The following is a 15,907-nucleotide window of genomic DNA, read 5'->3' as shown; positions in this document are numbered from 1 at the left end:
CCCAAGGGCCATGATCAAGTCTAGCCCAAGGTGTAAACGCTGCACAAAACGGATCAGGTCCATCCAACACTTGCATACACATTCATTTGATGCCCGGTTCAGGTGTGCGAAAGAATTCAAAAAAGATAATCTTTCCGACTTTGGCTAATGTTGTTTCGTCCTGAACACTGCCGTGAATGATCGATTCTTTAGTAATCAAATAACCTATCATCGGAGAATTCAACGCGGGTCATCTTGTTGCAGTGTCCTCATTCTTGGTCTCATATGAAATTTGTCAGTAATGCCGGAACCGACCGAGTTCTGGACTTCTTGCGGCCTTCATTGCAGGCCAATTACCAGTTGGACATGGCATCGCCATCTTTCTCACTTTTCGCGTTTTCGGAAGTGCTGAATGATTTACCCCGGTTGTCCCAAGCACGATTCGTCATTCCGCCTGACACGGGCAATCCCAAAACCGGTATTGACGGCCTTCCATTAGGCCTGTTGGGCTCCGCTTCTGATCGAGCCGCGCGCAACAAGCTTCAGGCTCCCTGGCTAGCGCGGCAACTGGCCCATTGGGTGCAAAACAAAGCAGACATTCGGCATTCTTTAGGCCCCATCCCACAGGGCACCGTGGTCATGCGCGACGCTCAGGGCCAGGCCTTGCAAGCCGCGCTGGGGTCGTTTGCCTTCAGCAGCGAAGGCTTAGGCATTACCCCTGGCAACCCGCTCAGCCTTATCCAGGCATCTGAAACGCCGGCAGAAGCCCAAATGCTCAGCCAATGGTTTGATATGCAGTGGGCCAGCTTGAAAGACCAGCCCGAGGCAAAAACCGCTTTTTTGGATGCTGTCAAAACCATCAGCACTTCACGCGACGCCACCAGCGTATACAACCTGATCTTGCAAAACCTGTTTGCCAGCCAAGGCGAAGGCCTGGACGAAGAACGCATCGTCAAATCGGCCACGGGCATACGCAACACCATCGTCTGGAACAAGCTCTACAAATTTCAACGCGATGGTGTGGTGGGTGCCATCGACAAACTCGAACGCTTTGGCGGCTGCATCATTGCCGACAGCGTGGGTCTGGGTAAAACCTTTGAAGCCCTGGCCATCATCAAGTACCACGAGCTGCGCAACGACCGCGTGCTGGTGTTGTGCCCCAAGCGCTTGCGCGACAACTGGACCCTCTACAAAGCCAATGACCGCCGCAATGTGCTGGCCCCTGACCGGCTGAACTATGACGTGCTGAACCACACCGATTTGTCTCGGGATTCCGGCTTGTCGGGCGACATTGACCTGAGCAACGTCAACTGGGGCAACTACGACCTGGTGGTCATCGACGAGTCACACAACTTTCGCAACAAAGCCGCCAATAAAGGCCGCGAAACGCGCTACGACCGGCTCATGCGCAAGATCATTCGCGAAGGCGTCAAAACCCGCGTGCTCATGCTTTCGGCCACGCCGGTCAACAACCGGCTCAACGACCTGAAAAACCAGATCGCCTTCATCACCGAAGGTGATGACACTGCACTGTTTGAGCACGGCATTTCCAGCATCGAAAGCACCACACGCCGCGCTCAAAAATCATTCAACCGCTGGTTAGACCTACCGCCCGAAGAAAAAACACCCGGCCAACTGGTGGACATGCTTGGTTTTGATTACTTTGCGCTGTTGGATCACCTGACCATTGCCCGTTCGCGCCGCCATATCGAAAAGTACTACGGCACCAGCGAGACTGGCCGTTTCCCAGACCGCTTGGCCCCCATCAACATCAAGGCCGATGTGGACAGCGCAGGCGAGTTCCGATCCATTCGTGAAATCAACCTCGAAATCCGCCGCCTGAATTTGGCCGCCTATGCGCCTATGCGCTATCTGCTGCCGCACAAGCAAGCAGCTTACGACGCCAAATACAGTACGCAAATCCGTGGTGGCGAAAGCATGTTCCGCCAGGCGGACCGCGAAGAAAGCCTGATCCACCTCTTGCGCGTCAACGTACTCAAGCGCATGGAAAGCTCGGTGTCTTCTTTTTCGCTCACCGTTCGCCGCCAGCTGCAAGACGTGGAAGCCACCCTGGCCAAAATCGAAGCCCAGAGCGAGTCGTTTGAAGAGTTGGACATTGCCGATGTGGACATGGAAGACCCCAGCTTTGAAGCCCTGCTGGTTGGCCGCAAAGTCAAAATTTTGCTTGGTGACATGGATCTGTTGCGCTGGAAAAGCGACCTGACCGAAGACCGTAACCGCTTGGCCATCCTCAGCGCTGCGGCCGAGCAAGTGGGCGCGGCGCGGGACGACAAACTCAACAAATTGCGCGAGATGATCGCTGGCAAATGCCGCGACCCCATCAACCCCGGCAACCGAAAAATCATCATCTTCACGGCCTTTGCCGACACCGCCAAATACCTGTACGACCAACTGGCCCATTGGGCACAGACCGACTTTCGGCTGCAAACTGCGTTGGTCACGGGCGCGGGCCGCAACCAGACCACGCTGCCCCAGCTCAAACGCGACCTCACAAGCATCCTCACAGCGTTTTCGCCCCGGTCCAAAGAGCGGCCTGCTGAGCTGGCCACCGATGGCGAGTTGGACTTGCTCATCGCCACCGACTGCATCAGCGAAGGCCAAAACCTGCAAGACTGCGACTGGCTGATCAACTACGACATCCACTGGAACCCCGTTCGCATCATCCAGCGCTTTGGCCGTATTGATCGCATTGGCTCCATCAACAGCCGCATTCAGCTGGTCAATTTCTGGCCCAACATGGCGTTGGACGAATACATCAACCTGGAGCAACGCGTCAGCGGCCGCATGGTGCTGCTCGACATATCAGCCACGGGCGAGGAAAACATCATCGAGCAGCAATCGGGCAACCCGATGAACGATCTCGAATATCGCCGCAATCAGTTGCTCAAGCTGCAAGAAACCGTCATCGACCTCGAAGACTTGTCCAGTGGCGTGGCCATCACTGACTTGACGTTGACCGACTTCCGCATCGACCTGGCCGAATTTGGCAAAGCCCACCCTGGCCAGCTGCAAAGCCTGCCCTTGGGCTGCTTTGCCGTGGTGACCAACCACGACGCCGACATTGCCCCAGGCATTTTGTTTTGCTTGCGTGCCGAAGGCGCAAGCGCCCAAAAAGGCATTGACCCCAGTTACCCTTTGTCGCCGCACTACCTGGTGCATGTGGGGCAAGACGGTGAAGTCGTGCTGCCTTACACCCAAGCCAAGCGCATGTTGGACTGGCTCAAACGCCTGAGCTTGGGCCGCGAACTGCCCGACGCCCAAGCCTGCGCGGCCTGGGACAAAACCACGCGCCAAGGCGAAGACATGCGCCAAGCCCAGCAGTTGTTGGCGGCTGCCGTGGCTTCGGTGGCGGGAAAGTCTGCCGAACGCGCTGTGGCCAGCCTGTTCACGCCCGGTGGCACCCATGCCATGAAGGGCGAGTTTGCGGGTGTGAACGACTTTGAGGTGCTGGCCTATTTGGTGGTCTTGCCCGGCACGCAAGCAAGCACCCCAACATGAACGCCAATGACTTGTTTGCGGCCTTGAGCTTGCCGCCTTCTGCATGGGTGCAGCAGCGTGTGCCCAAAAAGCTGCTGACCGAACACAGCGCCATCACCGCCAGCGACCGCAAGCTGATTCAAGACCAAGTGCAAGAGGTCCAATGGTTGGCCGCCATCAAACCCAGCAATGCAGGCGTGCCCACTTTTGAAGACGCACAGCGCAGCTATTTGGAGCTGGCCGTGATCTCCATCAGCTTGCGCCAAGCCACAACCAGCCAAATGCAACGCGTGGCTGAGCTGCTGCACCGCGCCGTGCCTTATCCCGTGTTGTTGATCCTGGATGCGGGTGACACCTTGGCCATGTCCATGGCGCACATTCGCTGGGCGCAGCAAGAGGCCGACAAAACCGTGTTGGATGGTGACGTGCTGATGGCAACCTTGTTGACCCATGAGTCGGCCAGCGCAGCGCACAATGGGTTCATGGCCGCACTGCCGCTACAGCAGCAAACCCGTACGCACCTGCATGCACTGGTGCAAAGCTGGATGGACACCCTCAGCGCCTGGCAAGCTGTGGCCATCATGGGGCAGTTTGTGCCCAGCCCATCGTCTGAAGTGGCGGCACAGCGGCGAGAAGCGCTGCGGCAGTGCCAGGCGCTGGATGTCAAAATCAGTCAATTGCGCGCCCAAGCCAGCAAAGAAAAGCAGATGGGTCGCCTTGTGGAAATCAATGGAATGATCAACAGCTGCAAAGCTCAACGATTGAATGCTGAGTTTGTACTGAAAAATAATGCCTTTTTGCAATTGGAGAAATTGTCATGAATATCAACGCAAGCATCGTGGATCAGCGCCTGACGGGCATCCTGAACGACTATCCCGACTTGTTGCCAGCAGGCCAGGACGAAACCAAGCAGCGTTCCATGGCCTTTGTATTGTTGAGCATGGCCACCATGCTCGACATGCCGTTGCAAGACGCGGCCGAATTGATCACAGAAGGCGGGCAAGACGAGGGCGTGGACGGGCTGCACTTGGGTGACGAAGAGGACGGTGAATTCACAGTCACCCTTTTCCAAGGCAAATACAAACACAAAGACCTGTCAGGTGAGTCCAACTTCCCGGAAAACGGGGTGCAAAAAGCCATTCACACGGTTGCAGGCCTGTTCGACCCGGCACGGCAATTGGCTTTGAATGACAAACTCCGCCCGCGCGTAGAAGAAATCCGCTCACTCATACGTGATGGCTACATCCCCACCGTGCGCATCGTTTTGTGTAACAACGGTGCCCGCTGGAGCCAAGATGCGCAACTGCGCATTGACCAAACAGGTTTCCCCCCTGAGCAGGTCACTTGGTCGCACTTCAACCACGACAGCATCGTGGGCGTACTCCAGCGGCGCAAAAGTGTGGACGACAGTCTGCGCCTGGACGGCAAGGCCGTGATCGAAGAGTTCAATTACCGCCGTGTCCTGATCGGAAAAATCCCCGTCACCGAAGTGGCCGAACTCTTCAATCGGCACGACGACCTGCTGTTGGAGCGCAACATTCGCCGATACCTGGGTTTGCACGCCAATCGGGTCAACTCCGCTATCCACGACACATTGGTATCGCCCGACAAGCGCTCAGACTTTTATTTCTACAACAACGGCATCACCATGATTTGCCGCAAGTTTCGGCACAACGCCTTGCAAGGTGAAAGCTACCAACTGCGCATTGAGGGCATGCAAATCATCAACGGCGGTCAGACCTGCAAAACCATCCAGCAAACCCTGAACCAGCCGGACTTGCTGGCTGACTTTGGGGACACCTACGTGCTGCTGCGTCTGTACGAACTGGCTGACGACGACCAAGACTTTGTGCGCGCCATGACCTTCGCGACCAACAGCCAGAACCCGGTGGACTTGCGCGATCTTCGGTCCAACGACGAGATCCAAAAGCAACTCGAAATTGGCATACAAGACCTGGGTTACAGCTACAAGCGCCAACGCGAAGACACGCCTGCCGGCAGCAACACACTCACGGCCAGCACCGTGGCTGAGGCGACACTGGCCATATGGCGCAGGCAGCCCCAACAAGCCAAGTTCCGGCGCAAAGAACACTTTGGCAAGCTCTATCCCATCATCTTTCAAGGCTTGCAAGCTGCACAAGCAGTGCTGGCCGTTTTGATCTTCCGGATCGTTGAAAACGAACGTAAAAAATTGGACATACAAAACGCTCCCGCCTACGTGCCCTACGCCTCGCACTACATGGCCATGCTCATGGGAGATGCCTTGCTGGCACAAAACAACACGCCTTTGGCCCAGGTGAGCCACCGCAACTGCGCCGTATTGACCGCCTACTTGCAAAACCACCAGCAAGCGCTGTACCAGCAGGCGTCTGACCTGGTGCAAAACGCCTTGACCCAGCTGTATGGCGAGCGTGAAGTGTCCTTGCAACAACTCTCTGCCACCTTTCGCCGTGGCGATTTGCTTGAATTCCTGAATTGAATACCGTGAAGAAAATCGAAGCCCAATCCCCCGAAGCGCAAAGTGCTGACCTCTTGGCCGACAACGTCGCCAAGTTGCGTGCCTTGTTCCCTGAACTGGTCACCGAAACACTCAAGGGCGGTAAGCCCGAGACGGTCATCAACGTGGACGTGCTCAAGGCTTTGGTGGGCGATGCCACCGCCACCGATGCGGACGAAAAGTATGGCCTGAACTGGCATGGCAAACGCCGTGCCCGCCAGCTGGCCCTCACGCCCAGTACCGGCACCTTGCGCCCTTGCCCGGACGAGAGTGTGGATTGGGACAGCACGCAAAACCTGATGATCGAGGGCGACAACCTGGAAGTGCTCAAGCTCATGCAAAAGAGCTACGCAGGCAAGGTCAAGCTGATTTACATCGACCCGCCCTACAACACGGGCAAAGACTTTGTGTACCCCGATAACTTTCAGGACAACATCAAAAACTATTTGGAGTTGACCGGGCAGGTGGAAGGCGGGGCCAAGATCAGCAGCAACACCGAAGCCAGTGGCCGGTTTCACACCGACTGGTTGAACATGATGTATGCACGTTTGAAGTTAGCCAAAAATTTATTACGTGACGATGGTGTGATCTTCATCAGCATTGACGATGGCGAAGTCAGCAACTTGCGAAAAGTCTGTGATGAAGTTTTGGGGGAGGCGAATTTCGTCAACTCCATCATTTGGGAAAAAAGATACAGCCCACAAAATGCGGTGCAGTGGTTCTCTGAATCGCATGACTTTATTTTGGTCTATGCGTCAAACAAGGAAGTTTGGAAACCCAACCTACTTGACCGTTCAGATGAGATGAACGCAAGGTATCGGAATCTGGACAATGATCCTCGTGGAGATTGGAAGCCAGCAGATGCCACCGCTCAAGCCGGTCACGGCACAGCTGCGCAGTTTTATGAGTTCATTGCTCCTTCGGGTCAAAAATTTATGCCTCCCAATGGCCGTTGCTGGGTTTACACAAAACCAAGAATGGATGAAATGGTTGCCGACAAAAGGGTTTGGTTTGGCAGCTCTGGAAATAGCGCACCGTCTATCAAACGATTCTTAACCGAAGTTAAGCAAGGCGTCGCATGCCAGACCATTTGGAAGTACGAAGACGTTGGGCATAACCAAGAGGGGAAAAAAGAAATCAAGGAACTTTTTCCGGAAGAGGTGCCCTTCGACACGCCTAAACCGACACGTCTCATTGAGCGGATTTTGCAGGTGGCAACCACAGGCGCAGCTGATGAGCTCGTCCTCGATTTCTTTGGCGGGAGTGGAACAACGGCACATGCCGTGTACTCCGCCAATGCCTCAGGTGACGGTGGTCGGCGATTTATATTGGTTCAACTTCCAGAAGCCACAGAAAGTAATCAATATGCAACGATTGCCGATGTAACCAAGGAGCGTCTCCGCCGAGCCGGTGCCAAAGTCAAAGCCGACAACCCCATGTTCTCCGGTGACACCGGCTTTCGAGTGTTCAAGCTCGACACTTCCAACATCCGCGCCTGGCAACCCAGCGGCAATTTGGCCCAAGACTTGGTGGACCACATGAGCCACCTCAACGATGGCCGCAGCAACGAAGATGTGTTGTACGAGCTGTTGCTCAAGCTGGGTTTGGATTTGTGCGTGCCCATGGAGCAGCGCAGCATCGCGGGCAAAACCGTGCACAGCATTGGCGGCGGCGTGTTGATGGCGTGTTTGGACGACAGCATCACCGCACAAGACGCCGAAGCGCTGGCTTTGGGCATGGCCGCATGGCGCACCGAGCAGCAAACCGCTGGCGACACCACCGCCGTGTTCCGCGACAGCGCATTTGAAAACGACGTGGCCAAAAGCAACTTGGCGGCCATCTTGGCGCAGCATGGTGTGGCGCAAGTGCGGAGCTTGTAAATTGCTCGCTATGCCAGTGCAAGTTCAATTCACTCTTTGGGCGTCAGTCCTTGTGGCATGTTCCCGAAAGTCACTTCGGGAACATTGGCGGAGATGCTTGCTGCACTTTTGTGATGGAGGCTTTAAGCATGTCTATGCCAGATCATCCTAAGATTTATCACATCTGCCATGTGGACCGCCTGCCCTCGATTGTGACCAGTGGAGGGCTGCTTTCGGATGCTTTTTTGATGCAATCGCCTTTGCCGGGGACTGTGATTGGCATGAATCACATCAAGCAGCGCCGGTTGACGGAGCTTCGTCTGAACAGTCACCCCCAGCTCTTTGTGGGGCAGTGTGTGCCGTTCTACTTTTGTCCCCGGTCGGTCATGCTTTATTTGATCCACAAGGGGAGCACAGACTTGGCTTATCAGGGTGGTCAAGGGGCGATAATCCATTTGGAAGCTGACCTGCGTGCCGTGGTCGATTGGGCCAGCTCGCAAGGCCGACGTTGGGCGTTTACCCTGTCCAATGCGGGTGCACGGTATTTTGAAGACAGGGCCCATTGGGCACAGCTGGGCGAAGTGGATTGGGACGCTGTGGCGTCTCGGCAATGGCAAAAGTGCAAAGAAGGCAAGCAAGCGGAGTTCCTTGTGGAACAAAGCTTCCCTTGGCATTTGGTCGAAAAAATTGGGGTGCAGTCTGTGGCGGTGCATGGCCAAGTGGCCCATGCGTTGCCAGTGCAAGGGCACAGGCCCGCTGTGCAGATTCAACCCGATTGGTATTACTGAAAGATCGTCAACATGATTGAACTGACCCGTGGCGACATTTTGAAAGACGACTCTGAGGCCATCGTTAACACGGTTAACTGTGTGGGCGTGATGGGGCGTGGCATTGCATTGCAATTCAAGAATGCTTGGCCTGAAAACTTCAAGGCTTATGAGCAGGCTTGCTTGCGGGAAGAAGTGCAGCCAGGGCGCATGTTTGTGTATGACACGGGGCAATTGACTTCGCCGCGTTACATCATCAACTTTCCGACCAAGCGGCACTGGCGTGGCAAGAGCCGCATAGAGGACATTGATTCAGGCTTGGATGCCTTGGTTGCAGAACTTCGCAGCCGTGGCATCCGCTCCGTAGCTGTTCCGCCGCTGGGCAGCGGCTTGGGGGGGCTCGATTGGGCGCAAGTGCGGCCCAAAATCGAGGCAGTCCTGTCGGCTTTAGACGGGGTCCAGGTTCGCATTTATGAGCCCATGGACGCCGCGCAAACACAAGCGATCAATCGCAGCACCAATGTGCCGACCATGACACCAGGACGCGCAGCATTGGTTGAACTCATGAACCGTTACGCCAGTGGCTTGTTGGACCCCGCCATCACCCTGTTGGAGGTGCACAAGCTGATGTACTTCATGCAAGAGGCTGGCGAGTCTTTGCGTTTGAAATACGTCAAAGCGCCTTACGGGCCATATGCCGAAAATTTACGGCATGTATTGCGCACGATCGAAGGCCATTTTGTGGCGGGTTATGCCGATGGCGGTGATGCACCCGATAAGCCTTTGACGGTTGTGCCTGGTGCCGTCGAGGATGCCAGTGAGTTTTTGGCAGCCAATGCGGATACGCGTACACGTTTTGACCGTGTAGGCGCTTTAGTGGAAGGCTTTGAAACGCCCTTTGGCCTGGAGTTGCTGGCGACCGTGCATTGGGTGGCAAAGTATGAAAACGGTATCCATACCGTTAACGATGTGGTGACCAAAACACATGCTTGGAATGAGCGAAAAAAACATTTTTCAAAGCGCCAGATCGGTATTGCGCTGGATGTGCTGGCTGCCCAAGGCTGGATTGAGCCGGTTGCAGCATGAAGCTCCACTTTGAATCAGACCTGCCGTACCAAGCCGCTGCCATCGATGCGGTTTGCGATTTGTTTCGAGGGCAAGAGGTGTGCCGTTCGGTGTTCACCGTCACCGCACCCGCCCTGACAGCAGCAGGGGCACAACACAGTTTTGAGGGCAAGCAGTTCACCGAAAGCGGGGGCATTGGTAATGCTTTGCAGTTGGTGGTGGACGAAGAACTGAACGAGAACCTGCAAAACGTGCAGCTGCGCAATGGCTTGCCGCCGTCAGAGCCGCTCAAGGCCAAAGCGCCGCTGGACTTCACGGTGGAGATGGAGACCGGCACTGGTAAAACCTATGTGTATTTGCGCACCGCGTTTGAGCTGAACGAGCGCTACGGCTTTACCAAGTTTGTGGTCGTGGTGCCGTCGGTGGCCATCAAAGAGGGCGTGAACAAAACGCTGCAAATCACGCGTGAACACTTTGAAGGCTTGTATCCACTGGCTACTGGCTATGAGTTTTTTCAGTACGACTCGGACAAGCTCGGCCAGGTGCGTAACTTTGCGACCAGCCCAAACATTCAGATCATGGTCATCACGGTGGGTGCGATCAACAAGTTTGGTGACGAAGAGGCCGCTTTGGCTGAAGAGTCAGACGAGGCCAAGCGCCGTGAGAAGTCCAAAAACAAGATGTACCGCGCCAGCGAAAAAACTGGCGGTGAGCGGCCGATTGACCTGATTCGCGGCACACGCCCAATCTTGATCGTGGACGAGCCACAAAGTGTGGACGGGGGCATGGACGGCAAAGGCAAAAAGGCCCTGGCCCACATGAACCCACTGTGCACGCTGCGCTATTCGGCCACGCATGTGGACAAGCTGAACATGGTCTATCGATTGGATGCGGTGGATGCCTATGACCAAAAGCTGGTCAAGCAAATTGAGGTGGCTGCAGCCAAGGTGCAAGGCGGCAGCAACAAGCCGTATGTGAAGTTGCTGTCGGTCAGTAATAAACGTGGCGTGATCACGGCCAGCATCGAAGTGGACCGTGAAAACACGGCGGGTGCCGTGCGCCGCGAGGCCTTGACGGTGCAGGATAGCTTCGACCTGGAACAAGAGACGGGGAGGGCTGTTTATGCCGATATGCGCGTGGGCGAAATTCGCACCGCCAAGGGCGACCAGTTTTTGGAACTGAAGGTGCCCGGCCAAGAAATTTATTTGCGCGTGGGCGAAGCGCATGGTGATGTGGATGCCACAGCGGTGCAGCGCGAGATGATTCGCCGCACCATCAAAGAACACCTGGACAAAGAAATGCGCCTGCGCCCTTTGCAGGTGAAGGTGTTGAGCTTGTTTTTCATTGACGAGGTGGCCAAGTACCGCCAGTACGACGACCAAGGCAATCCTGTCAAGGGCGAATACGCCCTGATGTTTGAAGAGGAATACAAGCGTTGGGCACGCCACCCCGATTACCAAAGCCTGTTTGCCGAGGTGGATTTGTCAGCTGCAGCCGACGAAGTGCACAACGGTTATTTCTCCATCGACAAGAAGAAGGTGGGCGGCAAAACGGTGGAAATGCTCAAGGACACCAGTGGCACCACAGCAGCTGACGATGACACCTACAACCTGATCATGCGGGACAAAGAAAAGCTGCTTAGCTTTTCGTCACCGCTGAAATTCATCTTCAGCCATTCGGCGTTGAAGGAAGGTTGGGACAATCCCAATGTGTTCCAGATTTGCAATTTCTCGACCCGAGAGACTGAGCGCTGGCGTCGCCAAACGATTGGGCGTGGCTTGCGCTTGTGCGTCAACCAAAGCGGTCAGCGCTTGCATGGCTTTGAAATCAACACGCTGACGGTGATCGCGACCGAAAGCTATGAGCAATTTGCCGAAAACCTGCAACGAGACATTGAAAAAGACACAGGCTACCAGTTTGGTGTTGTTCAAGACTACGAATTTGCAGGCCTGCAAGTGCGCCAATCCGACGGCCACATTGCTGCGCTGGGTTTTGACGCGTCCAAAACCTTGCACCAACACCTGAAAGCACAGGGCTACATCAACGACAAAGGCAAGGTGCAAGACAAGCTCAAGACCGCGCTGAAAGACGACACTTTGGTATTGCCACCCGAGTTTGAGGCGCAGCGTGGGCAGATTGCAAACGTGCTCAAAAAGCTCTCCGGCAAGCTGGAGGTCAAAAACGCCGATGACCGTGAGACGATTGCTGTTCGCAAGTCGGTGTTGCTCAGTCCCGAATTCAAGGCGCTGTGGGACCGCATCAAGCACAAGACGACTTACCGCGTGAATTTTGACAACGCCAAGTTGGTGGAAGCCTGCATCTTGGCGCTGAACGATGCGCCACCCATCGCCAAGACCCGCTTGCAGTGGGAAAAGGCGGGCATGGCCATCAACAAAGCGGGTGTGGATGCGACCCTGTTGTCGATTTCGGAACCAGTGGCATTGATGGAAAACGACATCGTTTTGCCAGACGTGATCACCGAGCTGCAGGACCGAACCCAACTGACCCGGAAAACGATTGTTCGGATTTTGACTGAGAGCACGCGGCTCAATGATTTCAAGCGCAACCCGCAGCAGTTCATTGAGGTGGCTTCTGACGCCATCAACCGCTGCAAGCGACTGGCCCTGGTGGACGGTATCCGCTACCAGCGATTGGGCGAGGACGCGTTCTACGCTCAAGAGCTGTTGGAAACCACCGAGCTGACCGGTTACCTGAAAAACCTGGTTCGCGACACCAAAAAGTCGGTGTATGAGCATGTTGTGTATGACTCAGGAACAGAACGCGATTTTGCAGAGGCTTTAGAGCTGAATGAATCGGTCAAGGTCTATGCCAAGCTGCCCGGCTGGTTTAAGGTCCCCACGCCTTTGGGCACCTACAACCCCGACTGGGCGGTGCTGGTGGAGCAGGGTAATGCGGAACGTCTTTACTTTGTGGTGGAAACCAAAAGCAGCTTGTTTGAAGAAGACTTGCGCAACAAAGAGGGTGGGCAGATCAAGTGTGGTGCTGCCCACTTCCTGGAGTTGTCTGTGGATGACAAACCTGTGACTTATGGCAAGTTCACCAACGTTGGTGAAATGCTGCAAAGCGGGTTCTGATCTAAGTCGGAGTTTTTGGTTTGCTCAAGACGCAGGCATCCGAATCGGCTGCCCCGATTCCAACAAGTCCAGCACCTGCTGCATGACCTGCGGGCCTGATGCGGAGTAGGGGTCAAAGTCGGGGTGGTGCAGTTTCACCATGGGGTCGTCCACCGACAGGTGCACCAGCGCCATGGACCATTGGCCAAAGCGGCGTTCGTGGATTTCTTCGTAGTGCAGGATCTCTACGTCCTGGTGGCGTTTGTCGGCGCTGATGCGGCGGTACAAGGCATTCACGCGGCTGCGTTCGCCCTCGATGACCTGAAAGAAAAAGCCTTGACCTTGGCACAGCACGCCCGTGATGCCTTGCGCGGGGTTGTTGGCTTGTGCTTGCGCCAGGATGGTGGTGGTCATCGTGGTGGTTTGTGGGCCGACGGCGCGGCTCACGTACAGCAGGCGCACATTGATGCTGTGGCTGGGCACCCTCATGGTCTTGTGCTCATGGTGTGGGGCTCATGAGTTTTGACGCAAGGCGTTGCGATCCAGCCGCTCGGTCTCGCGGCGCTCAAACAAGTTGAGCATCCAGGCCACGCGTTGGGGCATGGCCCGGTTCGGAAAATACGCTTGGCTGCCAGTTTGCTGGGTGGCGTCGCGGCAACCTTGCACCAGGCCCACGATGGCTGCCAGCGGCTCTGGGTTGTGGTCGCTCACGCGGATCCAGTGCACCTGGGTCCAGGCGCTGGCCAACAGCATGAGCTTGCGCGTGGTGCTGACCACCGTGCGTTTGTTCACCGAGTCCAGGCCTTCACGGCGCAGCTGGTGGCCGATTTCGGCGTAGATCATGCTGGCCGCACAAATGGCGGCGCGGCAGTCGGGCGGCAGGGCGGCAATGCCCGAATGCGCTTGCTTGTACAGGCGGTCGGCTTCATCGAGCAAACGCGCCACCACACTGGCGATGGCAGGGGTGAAGCTGGGCTCGGCCATCCAGGCTTCGGGCTGAACACCGGCCTCGATCAGCCAGCGGCGTGGCAGGTACAGGCGGCCGATGCTGGCGTCGTGCCCCACGTCGCGCGCGATGTTGGTGAGCTGCATGGCGACACCCAACTCGCAGGCGCGGGCCAGGGTGTCCATGCTTTGTGGACCCATGATCCAGCTCATCATCGCGCCCACACTGCCTGCCACGCGGGCCCCATAGGCGTGCAGGTCTTCGATGCTGTCGTAGCTGCGGCCCCCGGCGTCCCAGGCAAAGCCTTCGATCAGCGCGTCCAGCAAATGGCGTGGCAGTTTGTACTGCTGCACCACCAAGCTCAGCGCGTGGTCTTCCACATGGTCGTGCGGGGTGCCGGCATAGATGGCGTCCAGGCGTTCCTGCAACACATCGAGCGGGGTGTCGCCCGCAGCGGCTTCGTCCACCAGGTCGTCGGCCACACGGCAAAAGGCATAGAGCGCGATGGCCGCCGTGCGCACGCGGGGCGGCAGCAGGCGGCTGGCCGCAAAAAAGGTTTTGGAGCCACCCTGCATCATGGCCACGCAGGCCTGCAGGTCTTGTGAGTCGAAATCGAGTTCTTGCAAACTCACGGCGTTGGCGCTGCGTTCAGGCGTTGACATGGGGGACCACCGTTTCCAAGGCTTTGGCAGACATCAATACACCCGGCACACCTGCGCCAGGATGGGTGCTGGCGCCGACCACAAACAGACCGGACACGTCTTCACTGCGGTTGTGCGGACGAAACCAAGCGCTTTGCAGCAGCAGAGGCTCCAGGCCAAACCCTGCGCCTTTGTAGGACCACAAGTTGTCCTGAAAATCCTGCGGTGTGCTGACCTTGCTGGTCACGATGCAATCGCGAAGACCGGGCAACACGCTGGCTTCCAGGCTCTCGGCAATGGCCGCGCGGTAGGTCTCGGCAAAGGCGGGCCAGTCGGTGCCGCTGTCCAGGTGCGGCACGGGCGAGAGCACATAAAAGGTGTCACAACCCTCAGGCGCCAGCGAGGGGTCGGTGGCGGTGGGGCGGTGCAAATACAGGCTGAAGTCCTCGGCCAGTTTGTGCTTGTTGAAGATGTCTTGCAGCAGGCCTTTGTAGCGCGGGCCCAGCACCATCATGTGGTGCGGCACGTCTTTGTATTGTTTGGAGGTGCCGAAGTACCAGACGAACAGGCCCATGGAGTACTTGCCGTTGGCGATTTTGCGGTCGGTCCACACGCGACGATGCTCGGGCGCCACCAGGTTTTTGTAGGTCCAGGCGGTGTCGCCGTTGCTGACCACGATGTCGGCGGGCACGAACTCGCCACTTTGCAATTCGATGCCGCAGGCACGGCCGTTTTCGATGCGGATTTGTGTGACGGGTGCGTTGCAGCGCAGCGGCACGCCGCGTTCTTGCAGCAAGCCGACCAAGCCTTTCACGATGGCCCCGGTGCCGCCCATGGCCGAATGCACGCCCCAGGTGCGCTCCAGCGAGTTGATCAGCGCATAAGCGCAAGTCACTGCAAAGGGGTTGCCGCCAATCAACAACGGGTGAAAGCTCATCACGATGCGCAGCTTGTCGTTGCGCATGTGTTTGGCCACCAGGCTGTACAGACTGCGCCAGGCGCCCATGCGCAAGAAGTCGGGGATGGCGGCCATCAGGTCGCTGACCTTGTCAAAAGCCATGTCACCCATGCCTTCAAAGCCCAAGGTTTTGCAGCGTTCGGCTTCTTCTAAAAAGCGTTCGTAACCAGGCAGGTCATCCGGTTCAAAGCGCGCCACTTCGGCGCGCATGTGCTCGGGGTCGCCGTTGTAGTCAAACCAGGTGCCATCGGCAAAACGCACGCGGTAAAACGGGTCCATGGCCACCAGCTTCACGTCGCCCGCAAAACTTTTACCGCACAGCGCCCACAACTCTTCGAGCAAAAAGGGCGCGGTGATGATGGTCGGGCCTGCATCAAAGGTGAAGCCATCTTGGTGGTGCACATAGGCGCGGCCCCCCGGGGCATCGAGTTTTTCAAAGACCTTGACCTCGTAACCTTTCACGCTCAGGCGAATCGCTGCGGCCAGCCCACCAAAGCCGCTGCCAATCACCACGGCGACGGGGCGTGTATGGGCTGGAGTCTGTGTCATTGGGTCCGAGCGCTTGGGTGTGACCGGAATGCCAAAACCCTCGGTGCGGTAGGTGTGGGTGGTGGTGTTCATGG

10 protein-coding genes are annotated in these 15,907 nt (G+C 56.7%); 7 read left to right on the top strand and 3 right to left on the bottom strand.

The genetic code is table 11. The features are described 5' to 3' along the window. Positions 1 to 264 precede the first annotated feature (264 nt). From ABWQ00_RS08470 to ABWQ00_RS08440, 7 genes are all read left to right on the top strand, one after another. Complete coding sequence (locus ABWQ00_RS08470) at positions 265 to 3,498, top strand: helicase-related protein (RefSeq protein ID WP_353238234.1); 3,234 nt, start codon at positions 265 to 267, stop codon at positions 3,496 to 3,498. Next, positions 3,495 to 4,298: a DUF4391 domain-containing protein gene (locus tag ABWQ00_RS08465; RefSeq protein WP_353238233.1), complete on the top strand. Its 804-nt coding sequence runs from the start codon at positions 3,495 to 3,497 to the stop codon at positions 4,296 to 4,298. The genes ABWQ00_RS08470 and ABWQ00_RS08465 overlap by 4 nt, the downstream gene beginning before the upstream one ends. Beyond that, on the top strand, positions 4,295 to 5,956 hold the full coding sequence (locus ABWQ00_RS08460; protein ID WP_353238232.1) for an AIPR family protein: 1,662 nt from the start codon (positions 4,295 to 4,297) through the stop codon (positions 5,954 to 5,956). Before ABWQ00_RS08465 ends, ABWQ00_RS08460 begins: the two co-directional genes overlap by 4 nt. Positions 5,957 to 5,961: 5 nt before the next feature. Continuing rightward, complete coding sequence (locus tag ABWQ00_RS08455) at positions 5,962 to 7,854, top strand: site-specific DNA-methyltransferase (protein ID WP_353238231.1); 1,893 nt, start codon at positions 5,962 to 5,964, stop codon at positions 7,852 to 7,854. A gap of 113 nt (positions 7,855 to 7,967) precedes the next feature. Next, complete coding sequence (gene darT, locus ABWQ00_RS08450; protein ID WP_353238230.1) at positions 7,968 to 8,621, top strand: type II toxin-antitoxin system toxin DNA ADP-ribosyl transferase DarT; 654 nt, start codon at positions 7,968 to 7,970, stop codon at positions 8,619 to 8,621. Positions 8,622 to 8,633: 12 nt separating this feature from the next. Continuing rightward, positions 8,634 to 9,686 (top strand): type II toxin-antitoxin system antitoxin DNA ADP-ribosyl glycohydrolase DarG, encoded by a 1,053-nt coding sequence (gene darG, locus ABWQ00_RS08445; RefSeq protein ID WP_353238229.1) that lies wholly within the window; start codon positions 8,634 to 8,636, stop codon positions 9,684 to 9,686. Further along, a complete protein-coding gene (locus ABWQ00_RS08440) occupies positions 9,683 to 12,760 on the top strand; it encodes a type III restriction-modification system endonuclease (RefSeq protein WP_353238228.1) in 3,078 nt (1,025 codons plus the stop codon). Before darG ends, ABWQ00_RS08440 begins: the two co-directional genes overlap by 4 nt. A gap of 24 nt (positions 12,761 to 12,784) precedes the next feature. On the opposite strand, the gene ABWQ00_RS08435 is transcribed toward ABWQ00_RS08440, so the two are convergent. The 3 genes from ABWQ00_RS08435 to ABWQ00_RS08425 are packed head-to-tail and all read right to left on the bottom strand — an operon-like array spanning position 12,785 to position 15,905. Further along, a complete protein-coding gene (locus ABWQ00_RS08435) occupies positions 12,785 to 13,228 on the bottom strand; it encodes a BLUF domain-containing protein (RefSeq protein ID WP_353238227.1) in 444 nt (147 codons plus the stop codon). Between the two features lie 24 nt (positions 13,229 to 13,252). After that, positions 13,253 to 14,347 carry a phytoene/squalene synthase family protein gene (locus ABWQ00_RS08430; protein WP_353238226.1) on the bottom strand — a complete coding sequence of 365 codons (1,095 nt, stop codon included), beginning with the start codon at positions 14,345 to 14,347 and terminating at the stop codon, positions 13,253 to 13,255. Beyond that, the gene (locus ABWQ00_RS08425) at positions 14,334 to 15,905 is read right to left on the bottom strand and encodes a phytoene desaturase (RefSeq protein WP_353238225.1); all 1,572 of its coding nucleotides are present in this window, start codon (positions 15,903 to 15,905) and stop codon (positions 14,334 to 14,336) included. The genes ABWQ00_RS08430 and ABWQ00_RS08425 overlap by 14 nt, the downstream gene beginning before the upstream one ends. Positions 15,906 to 15,907: the final 2 nt, after the last annotated feature.

The organism is Limnohabitans sp., from assembly GCF_040400975.1.
Taxonomy (GTDB): Bacteria; Pseudomonadota; Gammaproteobacteria; order Burkholderiales; family Burkholderiaceae_C; genus Limnohabitans_A.
The sequence above is the reverse complement of the archived record's forward strand: the minus strand, read 5'-3'. Positions and strand labels throughout refer to the sequence as shown.

Bases quoted from the DNA above. Each gene is read 5' to 3' on its own strand.
- ABWQ00_RS08470 (WP_353238234.1), top strand. From the start codon at position 265: ATGAAATTTGTCAGTAATGCCGGAACCGACCGAGTTCTGGACTTCTTG.
- ABWQ00_RS08465 (WP_353238233.1), top strand. From the start codon at position 3,495: ATGAACGCCAATGACTTGTTTGCGGCCTTGAGCTTGCCGCCTTCTGCA.
- ABWQ00_RS08460 (WP_353238232.1), top strand. From the start codon at position 4,295: ATGAATATCAACGCAAGCATCGTGGATCAGCGCCTGACGGGCATCCTG.
- darT (WP_353238230.1), top strand. From the start codon at position 7,968: ATGGAGGCTTTAAGCATGTCTATGCCAGATCATCCTAAGATTTATCAC.
- darG (WP_353238229.1), top strand. From the start codon at position 8,634: ATGATTGAACTGACCCGTGGCGACATTTTGAAAGACGACTCTGAGGCC.
- ABWQ00_RS08440 (WP_353238228.1), top strand. From the start codon at position 9,683: ATGAAGCTCCACTTTGAATCAGACCTGCCGTACCAAGCCGCTGCCATC.
- ABWQ00_RS08435 (WP_353238227.1), bottom strand. From the start codon at position 13,228: ATGAGGGTGCCCAGCCACAGCATCAATGTGCGCCTGCTGTACGTGAGC.
- ABWQ00_RS08430 (WP_353238226.1), bottom strand. From the start codon at position 14,347: ATGTCAACGCCTGAACGCAGCGCCAACGCCGTGAGTTTGCAAGAACTC.
- ABWQ00_RS08425 (WP_353238225.1), bottom strand. From the start codon at position 15,905: ATGAACACCACCACCCACACCTACCGCACCGAGGGTTTTGGCATTCCG.